Source organism: Rhodococcus pseudokoreensis, from assembly GCF_017068395.1.
GTDB lineage: Bacteria > Actinomycetota > Actinomycetes > Mycobacteriales > Mycobacteriaceae > Rhodococcus_F > Rhodococcus_F pseudokoreensis.
Map to the genome: position 1 here is coordinate 4,510,566 of NZ_CP070619.1, position 13,414 is coordinate 4,523,979.

14 protein-coding genes are annotated in these 13,414 nt (G+C 68.0%); 6 read left to right on the forward strand and 8 right to left on the reverse strand.

Annotation, left to right across the window (positions count from 1 at the left end; all coding sequences use genetic code 11):
- Window position 1: 1 nt before the first annotated feature.
- The 4 genes from JWS13_RS25900 to JWS13_RS25915 form a co-directional block, all read right to left on the reverse strand.
- Window positions 2–322, reverse strand: a complete 321-nt coding sequence (locus JWS13_RS25900; protein ID WP_206008207.1) for a metal-sensitive transcriptional regulator — start codon at window positions 320–322, stop codon at window positions 2–4.
- Window positions 319–2,589 (reverse strand): heavy metal translocating P-type ATPase, encoded by a 2,271-nt coding sequence (locus JWS13_RS25905; RefSeq protein WP_206008208.1) that lies wholly within the window; start codon window positions 2,587–2,589, stop codon window positions 319–321. The genes JWS13_RS25900 and JWS13_RS25905 overlap by 4 nt, the downstream gene beginning before the upstream one ends.
- On the reverse strand, window positions 2,589–3,494 hold the full coding sequence (locus JWS13_RS25910; RefSeq protein WP_206008209.1) for a hypothetical protein: 906 nt from the start codon (window positions 3,492–3,494) through the stop codon (window positions 2,589–2,591). Before JWS13_RS25910 ends, JWS13_RS25905 begins: the two co-directional genes overlap by 1 nt.
- Before the next feature lie 73 nt (window positions 3,495–3,567).
- Window positions 3,568–3,774, reverse strand: coding sequence for a heavy-metal-associated domain-containing protein (locus JWS13_RS25915; protein WP_206008210.1), 207 nt, complete (start codon window positions 3,772–3,774; stop codon window positions 3,568–3,570).
- A gap of 124 nt (window positions 3,775–3,898) precedes the next feature.
- Between JWS13_RS25915 and JWS13_RS46020 the strand changes: the two genes are divergently transcribed.
- The 3 genes from JWS13_RS46020 (at window position 3,899) to ggh (ending at window position 6,489) form a co-directional block, all read left to right on the forward strand.
- Window positions 3,899–4,021 carry a hypothetical protein gene (locus tag JWS13_RS46020; RefSeq protein WP_259375273.1) on the forward strand — a complete coding sequence of 41 codons (123 nt, stop codon included), beginning with the start codon at window positions 3,899–3,901 and terminating at the stop codon, window positions 4,019–4,021.
- Window positions 4,014–4,841 carry a class I SAM-dependent methyltransferase gene (locus JWS13_RS25920; RefSeq protein WP_206008211.1) on the forward strand — a complete coding sequence of 276 codons (828 nt, stop codon included), beginning with the start codon at window positions 4,014–4,016 and terminating at the stop codon, window positions 4,839–4,841. The genes JWS13_RS46020 and JWS13_RS25920 overlap by 8 nt, the downstream gene beginning before the upstream one ends.
- A 310-nt stretch (window positions 4,842–5,151) precedes the next feature.
- Window positions 5,152–6,489 (forward strand): glucosylglycerate hydrolase, encoded by a 1,338-nt coding sequence (ggh, locus tag JWS13_RS25925; protein WP_206008212.1) that lies wholly within the window; start codon window positions 5,152–5,154, stop codon window positions 6,487–6,489.
- 32 nt (window positions 6,490–6,521) lie between these two features.
- On the opposite strand, the gene JWS13_RS25930 is transcribed toward ggh, so the two are convergent.
- The 4 genes from JWS13_RS25930 to JWS13_RS25945 all read right to left on the reverse strand — a co-directional run bounded on the left by JWS13_RS25930 (window position 6,522) and on the right by JWS13_RS25945 (window position 11,187).
- On the reverse strand, window positions 6,522–8,222 hold the full coding sequence (locus tag JWS13_RS25930) for a flavin monoamine oxidase family protein (RefSeq protein WP_206008213.1): 1,701 nt from the start codon (window positions 8,220–8,222) through the stop codon (window positions 6,522–6,524).
- Complete coding sequence (locus JWS13_RS25935; RefSeq protein WP_206008214.1) at window positions 8,219–9,019, reverse strand: carbon-nitrogen hydrolase family protein; 801 nt, start codon at window positions 9,017–9,019, stop codon at window positions 8,219–8,221. Before JWS13_RS25935 ends, JWS13_RS25930 begins: the two co-directional genes overlap by 4 nt.
- Complete coding sequence (locus JWS13_RS25940; RefSeq protein ID WP_206008215.1) at window positions 9,016–10,473, reverse strand: amino acid permease; 1,458 nt, start codon at window positions 10,471–10,473, stop codon at window positions 9,016–9,018. The genes JWS13_RS25935 and JWS13_RS25940 overlap by 4 nt, the downstream gene beginning before the upstream one ends.
- A 93-nt stretch (window positions 10,474–10,566) precedes the next feature.
- Window positions 10,567–11,187, reverse strand: a complete 621-nt coding sequence (locus tag JWS13_RS25945) for a helix-turn-helix domain-containing protein (protein WP_206008216.1) — start codon at window positions 11,185–11,187, stop codon at window positions 10,567–10,569.
- 108 nt (window positions 11,188–11,295) lie between these two features.
- Here JWS13_RS25945 and speB point away from each other — a divergent pair, with 108 nt between their 5' ends.
- From speB to JWS13_RS25960, 3 genes are all read left to right on the forward strand, one after another.
- Window positions 11,296–12,330, forward strand: a complete 1,035-nt coding sequence (speB, locus tag JWS13_RS25950; RefSeq protein WP_206008217.1) for an agmatinase — start codon at window positions 11,296–11,298, stop codon at window positions 12,328–12,330.
- 128 nt (window positions 12,331–12,458) lie between these two features.
- On the forward strand, window positions 12,459–12,947 hold the full coding sequence (locus JWS13_RS25955) for a hypothetical protein (protein WP_206008218.1): 489 nt from the start codon (window positions 12,459–12,461) through the stop codon (window positions 12,945–12,947).
- A 91-nt stretch (window positions 12,948–13,038) separates the two neighbouring features.
- On the forward strand, window positions 13,039–13,374 hold the full coding sequence (locus JWS13_RS25960; protein ID WP_206008220.1) for a helix-turn-helix domain-containing protein: 336 nt from the start codon (window positions 13,039–13,041) through the stop codon (window positions 13,372–13,374).
- The last annotated feature ends 40 nt before the right edge of the window (window positions 13,375–13,414 follow it).

Genomic DNA, 13,414 nt, shown 5'->3' on the forward strand with positions numbered 1-13,414 from the left:
TTCAGGAACGCACCAGTCGTGCGATGGCGTCGGTGGCTTCCTTGATCTTCGCGTCCGCCTCGGAGCCGCCCGCGACGGCGGCGTCGACGACACAGTGGCTGATGTGGTCTTCGAGCAGACCCAGCGCCACTGCCTGCAGCGCCTTGGTCATCGCCGAGACCTGGGTGAGGATGTCGATGCAGTACTTCTCGTCCTCGACCATCCGCTGGAGTCCCCGCGCCTGGCCCTCGATGCGGCGCAGTCGCTTGAGGTAGTCGTCCTTTGCGCTGATGTATCCGTGGCCGGCCTCGTGGTCGTGGTCGGTGTGCGGTTGCTCGGTCATGATTGTTCCCCTCGGGTGGGAGTGGTCAGTGGTTGGAACCGGCGCAGTCGCAGGCTGTTGCTCACGACGAACACCGAAGAGAATGCCATGGCGGCACCGGCCAGCATGGGGTTGAGCAGACCCGCCGCCGCCAGTGGCAGCGCCGCGACGTTGTAGGCGAAGGCCCAGAACAGGTTTCCCTTGATCGTGCTCAACGTTCTGCGCGACAACCGGATTGCGTCGGCGGCGGCGCGGAGGTCGCCGCGGACCAGCGTGAGGTCGCTGGCCTCGATGGCCACGTCCGTGCCGGTGCCCATGGCGAGGCCGAGGTCGGCCTGCGCGAGCGCGGCGGCGTCGTTGACCCCGTCGCCGACCATCGCGACCACCTTGCCCTCGGCCTGCAGGCGCTTGACCACGTCCACCTTGTCCTGCGGCAGCACCTCCGCGATCACCTCGCCGATGCCGACCTGGTCGGCGATGGCCCGGGCCGCGGACTTGTTGTCGCCGGTGAGCATGATCGGGGTGAGACCGAGTTCCCGGAACTGCGCCACCGCCTCGCGGGACGTCGGCTTCACGGTGTCGGCGACGACGAGCACGCCGCGCGCCTGTCCGTCCCAGCCGATCCCGACCGCGGTCTTGCCGTCCGACTCCGCCGCCTCGACCGCCCGCTGGAGTTCGGTGGTGAGGTGCAGCGACCAGTCGTCGAGCAGTTTCGCGCGGCCGATGACCACCGCGTGTCCGTCGATCATGCCCTGGACGCCGAGTCCCGCGACGTTGGTGAACTGTTCGACGTCGGGGAGCGTCGTCAGCCGCTCCTTCGCGCCGCGGGTGATCGCCCGCGCGATGGGGTGTTCGGACGCGTCCTCGAGTGCCCCGGCGAACCGGAGAACCTGCTCCTCGTCCTGACCGTCGGCGGCGACCACGTCGTGCAGCGACATCGTGCCGGTGGTGACGGTGCCGGTCTTGTCGACCACCACGGTGTCGACTCGCCGGGTCGATTCGAGAACCTCGGGGCCCTTGATCAGGATGCCCAGCTGGGCGCCCCGTCCGGTGCCCACCATGAGGGCGGTCGGAGTGGCGAGTCCGAGCGCACACGGGCACGCGATGATCAGGACGGCCACGGCGGCGGTGAACGCGGCCGCAACCGCACCGCCGGTTCCGATCCAGAAGCCGAGGGTCGCGACCGACAACGCGATCACGATCGGGACGAAGATGCCGGAGATCCGATCGGCCAGTCGTTGCACCTCGGCCTTGCCGGTCTGCGCGTCCTCGACCATCCACGCCATCTGCGCGAGCTGGGTGTCGGCGCCGATCCGGCTGGCGCGAACCACGATCCGGCCGCCGACGTTGACCGTCGCGCCGGCCACCTCGGAGTTGGGCGACACCTCGACGGGCACAGATTCACCGGTCAGCATCGACGCGTCCACCGCCGACGAGCCCTCGACGACGACGCCGTCGGTGGCGATCTTCTCGCCGGGACGGACCACGAACAGGTCGCCGACCTCGAGCATGTCGATGCCGATCAGCTGTTCGGTGCCGTCACGCAGCACCGACACTTCCTTCGCCCCCAGTTCGAGCAGCGCCCGCAGCGCCGCTCCCGCCCGGCGCTTGGCACGGGCCTCGAAGTAGCGGCCGGCGAGGATGAACGTGGTGACGCCCGCGGCCGCCTCCAGATAGATGTTGCCGGTCCCGTCGACCCGGGCGATCGTCAACTCGAAGGGGTGCGTCATCCCCGGCATGCCGGCGGTACCCCAGAACAGCGCGTACAGCGACCAGCCGAACGCGGCCAGCGTGCCCATCGACACCAGGGTGTCCATGGTCGCCGTGCCGTGCCGCAGGTTCGTCCACGCGGCCTTGTGGAACGGCCACGCACCCCACACCACGACCGGAGCCGCAAGCGTGAGCGACAGCCACTGCCAGTTCGTGAACTGCAGCGCCGGGATCATCGCCATCGCGATGACGGGAACCGTCAGCACCGCCGACACGAGCAACCGCTGCCGCAGTTCCGCCGCCGGATCCTCTTCCTCCGGGGCAGGCGGCTTCACCTCGGGCAGCCGGGCCGTGTATCCGGCCTGCTCCACCGTGGCGACGAGATCGTCGGGCGAGACGTCGGCGGCGTCGTAGTGGACGCGGGCCTTCTCCGTCGCGTAGTTGACGGTCGCGGTGACGCCGTCGAGTTTGTTCAGCTTGCGCTCGATGCGGTTGGCGCACGACGCGCACGTCATCCCGCCGATGGCCAGTTCGATCTGGGAATCGGGTGCTGCCGCGATGTCGGCCCCGCGGGTCATCACTTCTCCTCCGGTCCGGCAGTGGCGGTGAACTCCGCGGTGTGGACGGCGCCGGCGTGCTGGAAGTCCAGGAACAGCCGGTAGTCGCCCGCGCTGGGCGCGGTGACGGCGAAGTCGATCCCGGGACCGGCGGCGGTGGCGCCGTCGCCGGGATGTCCTTCGGGGTGGACGTGCAGGTAGCCGAGGTCGGTGGTGCGCAGCGCCACCAGGTGCCCGTAGGCGCCGAGGTACGGCTGCAGATCGGTGACGGGCCGACCGTCGCGGCTCACCGAGAGCGTGGCGTTCGACGTCTCACCCGGTCGCAGCGTGCCGTCGAGTGTGACGGTGTAGCCGTCCACGGTGGTGGTCGGCGCGGGTGCAGGCAGTTCCTGCGGGTCGTAGGTGCCGGCGACGCGCAGGTCGGTGCCGAGCGTGACGCCTTCTCCGCCGGCCAGGGTGAAGTCCGCGAACACGCGGTAGTCGCCGCCGCGGCCGAGGTCGAGGGGGACGCTCCACGTTCCGGCCGCGTCGAGGGTCGGGTGCACGTGCTGGAACCCGGCGAGGTCGCGGCGGACGACGATCAGGTGCAGCAGCTTCTCGTGCTCCGGGGTGTAGTCCGTCACGGGTACCCCCGAGGGGTTCGTGATCCGGAACTGCACCGGGACCGCGGCACCGGCGGTGACCTGGTCGGATGCCAGTTCGAGGGTGTAACCGTCCGCCGTGGGCGACAGCCCGCCCGGCGTCGGGTCGGCGACGGCGTCATGACCCGCCGCGCCGTGCCCTCCCGCGTCGTGTCCTCCGTCCCCGGCCGTGTGCGCGGCGGGCTCGGCCACATCCGGGCCGGCAACCGACCCGAGGGCGAGCGCGGCACCGAAGATCACGACGAGGCCGACGGTGAATCCGGCGAACTTGCCGGTTGCGTTCATGATGGGGCTCCTGTGCTGGAGTTGCGGCTCAGCCGGGTTTGGCGGCTCAGCCGACCGTGCTGGAGTTGCCGGCTCAGCCGGCGACGGAATACCCGGCTTCCTCGACGGCACTCGCGACGGCGCCCGGGTCGAGGTCGGTGATGCTGTCGATGACAACCTTGCCGCTGGCCAGATCGACGTTCACGGCGGTGACACCGGGGAGTTCGCTGATCTCCTCGGTTACCGAGGACACGCAGTGGTCGCAGGTCATGCCGGTGACGGTGACGCTGGAGGTGCTCACGGGGGTTCGCCTCTCTTCGGGGTATCGATGTCTTCTCTCAGAACTACCATACCCCCCTACCGTATTCCCGCAAGGCCGCGGACGTCTTGTTTCCTCGCCCACGCGGGCACAGAAAGGTGATTGAGTGGAGTACCGCATCTCACCCCTCGGGGAACGGAGCCTGGCAATGTCGATGGACACGTTGCGCACCCGGATGCTGCGCCGCAAACCGCTCACCGAGAACCCCGACCTGGTGCGCAATGCCTGACGACCGCCGGAAACGGGTGGACGCCACCACCCTGACCGGTGTGCCCGCGACGATGATGTGGACGCTCCGCAACCGCGCCGTCGAGGCGGCGCGTCCCGACACCGCGTTCGCGGACCCGCTCGCCGTGGGTCTCTACGAGACCCTCGACTATCCGTACGAGAACTTCGGGAAACCCAGCCAATCCCACGCCCTGCGCGCGCAGGCCTTCGACGACGAGATCCGGACGTTCCTCGCCGGCCACCCCGGCGGAACCGTCGTCGCGCTCGGCGAGGGGTTGCAGACCAGCTACTGGCGGATCGGCGACCCCGGCGTCCGGTGGGTGTCGATCGACCTGCCCGAGGTGGTCGCGCTGCGCCGGCAATTGCTGCCGGACGAGCCGAACGTCACCACACTCGCGGTGTCCGCGCTCGACCGCTCCTGGATGGACCACGTCGACACCGGTCGGGGTGTGTTCGTCTCGGCGGAGGGCCTGCTGATGTATCTGCCTCCCGACGAGTCGCTGTCCCTCATCGGCGACTGCGCCCGGCGATTCCCCGGTGGCCGGATGATGTTCGATTCGGTGCCCAAGTGGTTCAGTCGCAAGACGCAGAAGGGGCTGAGGATCCACGGCGACTACACCGTCCCGCCGATGCCGTTCCACCTCTCCGCAGGCGAGGCGGAAAACCTCCCCGACCGGGTGCCTCACGTCGCGTACACCCGTGAGGTGATGCCGCCCCTCGGCCGCGGCCCGTGGGGCTCGACCCTCCTCCGCCGGCTGTCGGAACTGCCACCCCTGCGCAACTCGCGTCCGACCCTGACCCTGTGCGGATTCGCGGGCTGAGTGCACGCACGTGGTCGCTTGCACTCGCGAGGGATGGTGATCTTTCATGTAGTGGAGGCACGCACCCGAGGGATGACACAGATGAACACTGAAAACGTGGAGCCCGATTTCGCCCGGCTCGCCGAGTGGGCGGAGCGTGACATGAAGTTGCCCGAGAACTCTGCAACCGCACAGCGAGGCCAGGACGCTGCCGCAGCCGGCAGGGAGTTGCTGGACCGAGCGAGGCGGCCGAGGAGTACCTCGGGGCCGCGACCGCGCCTCTGAACCCATCCGACGAGCGGTGCGGCCCGACCCGCAGCAGAATGGTGCAATGGCGGACCGTGGATTCACCCCGACACAGCTCGCGGCACGTGCCGCGTACCTGCTTCGCGGCAACGACCTCGGCACCATGACGAGTGCCGCGCCGCGCCTGTACCCGCACATGTGGAGTTGGGACGCGGCATTCGTCGCGGTCGGACTGGCGCCCCTCAGTGTGGAGCGGGCCGTCGTCGAACTCGACACCCTGCTGTCGGCGCAGTGGAAGAACGGGATGATCCCGCACATCGTGTTCGCGAACGGCGTCGACGGGTACTTCCCCGGCCCCGGTCGGTGGGAGTGCGGAACCCTCGCGGCGCACGCGCCGAGCGGAACGCAGACGTCGGGCATTACGCAGCCGCCCGTCCACGCCATCGCCGTGCAGCGGATCCTCGACCACTCGCGCAGGCACGGTCGCAGCACCCGGGCCGTCGCCGAGGAGTTCCTCGACCGGCGCTGGCCCGACCTCGTGCGCTGGCACCGCTGGCTGGCCAACGCCCGAGACCTCGACGGCAACGGCCGGATCGCGCTGTACCACGGGTGGGAGTCCGGGATGGACAACTCGCCGCGCTGGGACCACTCGTACGCCAACGTCGTCGCAGGGGTGATGCCCACGTATCTGCGCGAGGACCTGTCCCACGTCGCCGATACGGGACAGCGGCCGTCGAACGGCGAGTACGACCGCTACCTGTGGCTGCTCGAGGAGATGAAGACCGTCCGCTACGACGACGCGGAACTGGCCACCGCCATGAGCTTCGCGGTGGAGGACGTGTTCGTCAGCGCCGTGTTCTCGATGGCGTGCGAGGTGCTCGCGACCATCGGCGAGGAACACTCGATGCCGAACTCCGACGTCCGCGAACTGCACGGGTGGGCGGCCCGGTTCCGGCAGGGCGTCCTCACGACCACCGACGAACGGTCCGGGGCGGCACGCGATTTCGATCTGCGCAGCGGCCGGTGGATCGCCACCGAAACGCTCGCCATGTTCTCCCCACTCCTGTGCGGCGGCCTGAGCCGCGACGCCGAACGCGCCCTGATCCGCACGTTCGAGGGGCCGAAGTTCTGCGGCCACCCCGACCTCCGGTACGCCGTGCCGCCGTCGACGTCGCCGGTGTCGGGCGACTTCCGCCCGCGCGAATACTGGCGCGGTCCGGTGTGGCCCGTGATGACGTGGCTGTTCTCCTGGGCGTTCGCCCGCCGCGGGTGGGCCGAGCGCGCCCACCTGCTGCGGTCCGAGGGACTGCGGCAGGCGAGCGACGGCAGCTTCGCCGAATACTACGAGCCGTTCACCGGGCAGCCCCTCGGCAGCATGCAGCAGTCGTGGACGGCCGCAGCCGTTCTGGACTGGTTGGGCTGACGCCCCCGTGAGTACTTGTTAACCGCCCGTGGTTAATAAGTACTCACGGGCGCGAAGCGCATGGGACCGAGTTCGGCGTACCGGTCGCCGGGGCCGGGGTTGTCGGTGGGGGCGGCGCCGCCGAGGTGGTGCATCACTCCCCAGACGGCGTTGAGCGCGGTCTGCACGGCGCCCTCCGCCCAGCCCGCGGTCCACGAGATGTCGTCGCCCGCCAGGAAGATTCCGCGATGCCGCGGGTCGAGTTCGTCCTGAACGAAATGGCTGAACAGCCGTTCCTGGTACCGGTAGTGGCCGGGCAGGTTCGCCTTGAACGCGCCCATGAAGTCGCGTTCGGTCTCCCACGACAGCGTGACGGGGGTGGCGATGATGTGGCTGCGGAAGTCCACGCCCGGGTAGATCTCCTCGAGCGACTTGATCATCAGGTTCATCCGCTCCGTCGCGTCGAGCGGCAGCAGTTTGAGCGAATCGTCGGACCACGTGTAGGACAGGCAGATCAGGCCGGGCTTGTCGTCACCCTGGTCGAGAAGGTAGGTGCCGCGGCTCATCCGGTCGGTCAGCGTCATGCTGACGAGGTCGCGGCCGGTCACCGGGTCCTTGTCCTTCCAGAACGGACGGTCCACGAGGGCGAACACCTTCGTCGAACCCATGTAGTGGGTGCGTTCGATGGCGGTCCAGTGGTCGATCGGGAACAGGTCGTCGTCGCAGTGAATGTTGTTGAGCAGCATCCAACTCTGCGCCGTGAAGACGGCGGCCGGGTAGGTGCGGATCTCACCGGCCGAGTCGGTGACCGTCACCTGATGCGGTGCGGTGCGCCGGACCGCGGTGACGCGGGGACGGGTGTCCCCGCCGTTCAGTGAGCGCACCGACGTGCCGTCCGGCCAGTGCGCCATCCCCGCCGGGGTGTCCGTCCACAGGTGCAGCGGCAGTTGCTGCGACCCGCCGACGATGCCGCGGTGGTGGTCGTCGGCGGCGGTGATCACGACGCGCAGGATCTCGAGGATCGAGTTGGGGAAATCGGTGTCCCAGCCGCCCGTTCCGAAACCGACCTGCCCGAACACTTCCCGGTGCCGGAACGACGCGAAGTGCTTGGACGAGGCGAGGAAGCCGTAGAACGTCTGATCGTCCAGTCGGACCACGAGGTCGTTCCAGATCCGCTTCAGTTCGGCGGTGTCGCGGTCGCGGATCGCCTGCTGGAGCGGGATCAGTTCGGCGTGCTCCTCGAGCGTGCGCTGCCATGCGTCGGAGACCTCCCGGAACACTGGCGGCAGATCGTCGAGGTGCTGTGCGTAATACGTTTCGCCCTTGAGGTCGATGACCGTGCTGGGGGTGGCGTCGGCGAGCGGGTTGGGAAACGCCTCGGTCCGCAGCCCGGTGGCGTCGAGGTAGTGGAACAGGGTGGTGGACGACGGTGGGAACCGCATCGCGCCCATCTCGGCCACCACGCCGGGGTGTCCCTCGAACGGCTGCGACCGCATCCGGCCACCGATCTGATCCGACTCGTAGACAATCGGTTTGAGGCCGATCTTCATCAGTTCGTACGCCGTGACCATGCCCGACAGTCCGCCGCCGATCACCGCCACCTCGGTGCCGTGCCGGCCTGCGGGCACCGAACCGAGGCCCGACGGGTGCGTCACGTAGTCGTCGTAGGCGAACGGGAAGTCGGGACCGAACATCGTCAGCGGCGGGACGTCGGTGTCCGTGGCGGTGCTGTCCGGGGTGACGGGGATTGTCATGAAGTCTTCTCCTGCACAATGGGGTAGAGGTCGACGCGTCGGTCGTCGAGATGGGTGTTGTCGCGGCGGGATCGGCGGAGGACGTCGAGTTCGAGGTCGACGATCGCCAGTTCTTCGTAGCGGCCCGCCCGGGCGAGTTCGGTGCCGTCGGGTGCGATCGCGCAACTGGATCCGCAGTAGTCGAGGTCGGTTTCAGTGCCGCACCGGTTGACGTACGTGACGAACACCTGGCTCTCGTAGGCCCGGGTCGGGACGACGCTCTCCGCGATGAATTCATACGGGCACATCAGACCGGTGGGGACGATCAGCCACTGAGTGCCCCGGTCGGCGTGCGCGCGAACGGCTTCCGGGAACTCGACGTCGTAGCAGATCAGGAGTCCGCACCGGGTGCCGTCGTGGTCGAACTGGACCACGAGTTCGTCGCCGGCGGCGAAGTGCGTGCGGTCGAGGTCACCGAACAGGTGGGTCTTGCGGTAGTTCGCGAGCGAGTTCCCGGACGGGCCGAGCGCCTGCACGCTGTTGTAGACGACGGCGCCGTCCGCCTCTGGGTAGCCGTAGACGACGGTGATGCCGGACTCGCGCGCGATCTCCGCGATCCGCGCCGCGATCGGCCCGTCGGCGGGTTCGGCCCGCTCGGCGATGAGTGGGCCGATGTTGTAGCCGGTGGCCGACATTTCCGGGCAGACCAGGATGGACGCACCGGCGGCCGCTGCCGTCTGCGCGGCGGACGCGATGGCGGCGAGGTTCGCCGCGACGTCGAAGGAGAGTTCGGGACCCTGGAACAGCGCCGCCCTCATCGTGCCTCCACCGCTTCGGGGCTGTTGCGGAGTTCGGACTTGCGGACGCCGTAGGCGAAGTAGATCGCGAGCCCCACCGCCATCCACAGGGCGAACGCCACCCACGTCGAGACACCGAGGCCGAACAGCAGCAGCGCGCAGAACACCACGCCGAGGACCGGCATCAGCGGGAACAGCGGAGTGCGGAAGCTGCGGTGCAGGTCGGGGTGCCGCCGGCGCAGGATGATCACGGCGATGTTGACGAGCATGAACGCGAACAGCGAGCCGATGCTCGTGGCGTCGGCCAGTTCGCCCAGCGGCACGAACCCCGCGAGCGCGGAGACGACGGCGCCGACGACCACGATGTTGACGACGGGCACCCGGGTGCGGGGGTTGACGCGGGAGAACACGCGCGGAACGAGACCGTCGAGCGACATCGCGTACAGGATTCGGGTCTGCCCGTACATCACGGCGAGGACGACGCTCGCGATGGCGATCACGGCGCCCGCGGACAAGAGGACGGCCGGCCAGGTGCTGGTGGTGGCGGCCTCGAGGATGGTCGCGAGTGCGGCGCCCTCGCCCGCGATGTCCTGCCAGGGCATCGCGCCGACGGCCGCGATCGCGACCAGGCAGTAGAGGGCCGTGACGATCACGAGCGAGAGGATGATGGCGCGGGGAAGGTCGCGTTTCGCGTTCTTCGCCTCGTCGCCTGCGGTCGAGGCGGCGTCGAACCCGATGTAGGCGAAGAACACCTGGGACGCCGCGGCCGTGACGCCTGCCGCGCCGAGGGGAATGAACGGCGTGAAGTTCCCGGCGCGGAACGCGGTGAACGCGACCGCGCAGAAGAACACGAGCACGAGGATCTTCAGCGCGACCATGATGGTGTTGACCAGGGCGCTCTCGGACGCTCCGCGGGTCAGTAGCGCCACCGCGACGAGCACGATGACGATGGCGGGCACGTTGACGACGCCGCCCGCTCCCGGTGATTCGCTGATCGCGGCGGGTAGTGCGATGCCGAACATGCCGTGGAGCAGTTCGTTGATGTATTCGCCCCATCCGACGGCCACGGCCGCGACCGAGACGCCGTACTCGAGCATCAGGCACCAGCCGCAGATCCACGCGAACAGTTCGCCCATGGTCGCGTAGGTGTACGAGTAGGAGCTACCGGAGACGGGGATGCTGCCTGCGAGTTCCGCGTAGGAGAGGGCGGAGAACAGCGCGGTGAACGCCGCGAGCACGAACGCGAGGACCACAGCGGGGCCTGCCTTGGGTGTCGCTTCGCCGAGGATGACGAAGATGCCCGTTCCCAGCGAGGCGCCGATGCTCAGTGCGGTGAGGTGCACGAGGCCCATCGACCGCTTGAGTCCGTGACCGGGTTCCTGGTCGTTGCGCGCGACGATCGCCTCGACCGATTTGCGGGCGCGCAGTGCGCCGGCCAGTCCCGGCGGGCGCGGAGAAATCTTGGTGATATCCAACGTTGAGCTCCTGAGCGGTGGAGTGATGCGCACAACAATGAACGGGCGAGCCGTGACTGTCAACACATGTTTCCTAAACCGCTTGACGGTTTCCTATCGGGACGTGGGCCGGACGTCGTCCGGGAGAGCGGGGGCGAGAATCCACAGGACGGTCGCGGTCTCGTCGCCGAGCGCGCGGAAGCTGTGCGGCAATTGCGGGGAGAAGGTGAACGCGTCCCCCGTCCCCAGCGACACGTCCTCCGCGGTCCCCGCACCGTTGAAGGAAATGCCGATCCGGCCCGACACGACGAAGACGAACGCGACGTCGACGGGCAGTTCGTACGTTTCCGACCCGCTGCCGCCGCCGGGTTCGATCCTGCTCAGCAGCGACTGGATGCGGCGCTCGCCGAACGGCGTCAGCAGGAACTCGGCCATGCGTTCCCCGCCGAAGCTGATCGGCGGGTAATTGTCGGCCCGCACTACCTCACCTGCGGCGGAGCTCTCAAACAGTGACCCGACGGGAATGTTCAGCGCGGCGCAGATCCGCACCAGCGTGGCCACGGACGCGCTCGCGTGGTCCCGCTCGATCTTCGACAGGTAGCCCTTGGTGATGCCGCACCCGGCCGCCAGTTCGTCGAGCGTCAGGCGCTGGGCCAGCCGCGCCGCCTTGAGCCGGGGGCCGATCCTGGGCGCATCGACGCCCGACGGACCTTCGGTTGCGAGCTCGTTCGCCATGCATCGTTCCTTCATCGTGTCTCGTATAGGAAACAGGTGTTGACAAGAATGCGTTCCAAGGAAACGATACGACGAAGCCACGTCTCCGGCACACACCGAAGGATTCCGATGACTAAAAACGAGATCAGCGGTCCCGACGCGTCCCGCATCCAGGGCCCCGTCGACGCCACCCGCACCCCGCGCTACGCCGAACCCAGCACGTTCGCCCGCCTCCCGCGGCTCGACGAGGTGTCCCGCGCCGACGTCACGGTGCTGGGTGTCCCGTTCGACTCCGGTGTGAGCTACCGCCCCGGCGCCCGGTTCGGCCCCGGCCACATCCGTGCGGCGTCGAAGCTCCTGCGTCCGTACAACCCGGCACTCGACGTGCACCCCTTCGCGGCGCAGCAGGTCGCCGACTTCGGCGACATCGGCGTCAACCCGTTCGACATCCAGGAAGCCCTGGCCACGGTCGACGGCGCCGTCACCGACCTGCGCAAGGACGGCTCGACCGTGCTGACGCTCGGCGGCGACCACACGATCGCGCTGCCGATCCTGCGGTCCCTTGCCCGCGACCACGGTCCCATCGCCGTGCTGCACTTCGACGCCCACCTCGACACGTGGGACACCTACTTCGGCGCCCCCTTCACGCACGGCACCCCGTTCCGGCGGGCCAGCGAGGAGGGGCTGATCGACCTCGAGCGGTCGCAGCACATCGGCATCCGCGGCCCGCTGTACAGCAAGAAGGACCTCGAGGACGACGCCGTTCTCGGTTTCCAGGTCATCCGCTCCGACGACTACGAGGTGGACGGCGTCGCGAGCATCGTCGAACGGATGCGTCGACGGCTCGACGGCGGCCCGGTCTACGTGTCCGTGGATATCGACGTCCTCGATCCCGCGCACGCGCCGGGCACCGGAACCCCCGAGGCCGGCGGCATGACGTCCCGCGAACTGCTGAACACACTGCGCGGACTCGTCGGCCTCAACGTCGTCGGCGCCGACATCGTCGAGGTCGCGCCCGCGTACGACCACGCCGAGATCACCGGCATCGCGGCAGCGCACGTCGCGTACGAGTTGCTGTCGGTGCTCGCGATCAACGCGTCGACGGCTCCCGGACGGGTCGCCCGCGGCGAGGCACTCCGGCAGGCGGCATATGTGACCAAGTGACGCCGCCGGCGCTTAGCCTGAGTTCCCTTGTGTGGGCGGCGGATTACGAGCGCATGATCGGGATCTTCGAACGGAGATCCTGAATGACGGCGAGCGGAAGTGTAGAAATGCGCCGCCACTAGCCGCGAGTGCTGCGTCGATCCGGCAAGCAGATCGATAGCATCCTGCTTATGGGGGATGAGCGACCGACGGAGTGGACGATCGACGCCTGGGTGGATCCCAAAACTGGGAAGGCGCCCTTCGAGGCATGGTTGACGAGTGCTGATCAGTACGATCAGGCCATTGCGATTATGGTTCTGGAGAAGGTCGTCCAGCCGCTCGGCATGGATATTTGCAGCACGGAATGGGGCAAGGCGCTCGGCGGCGGACTCTACGAGATCCGTATTCGGACGTCCCTGCATGGTGCCGAAACTTGGGGCGAGACCGATCCGAACCCCGCTGAAGACCCCAACCGCAATCGCACGGTCCTGCTTCGGATCTTCACGACCTTTCATGGCTCCAAGATCGTGTTGTTGTTCAACGCGTACGACAAGGGCAAGGATCCTAGCGAGAAGCGTCAAGCCAAAGAGATCAAGAAGGCGCGAAAGTGCTTGAAGGTCTGGAAAGGCGAAAAATAGGCGGCCGGTACCTCAATTGACAAATATGTGTTTTGACACATAAACTGCGTGGTGTTAACACTGCCGCGAGGTATGCGACTAGGAGTTGGTCATGGGCACGCGACCATTTAGCGAGATCGCCAACGCCGTCAAGTCGGAGTGGACCCCCGAGGTCAAGGAGTTTGCCGACCGTTTTGGCACTGAGCTCGAGGAACAAGTACACGAGCAGGTAAAACTGGGCAGACAGCTGGCTGAGGCGAGGTCCGCGGCGCGGCTCACCCAGGGGCAGCTGGCCGCCCTTTCGCACATTGGGCAGTCCGAGATCAGTCGAATCGAACGTGGTCTCGGCAACCCAACTCGAGACACTCTCATCCGCATCACCGCAGCGATGGGGGCCGAACTCGCCATCGTTCCTTCTACGCGTCTGGAGAACGCGCAGGCCATCTGACGACGAACTGCATTCGTGTCATAGGACCCGTCGTCCGCTT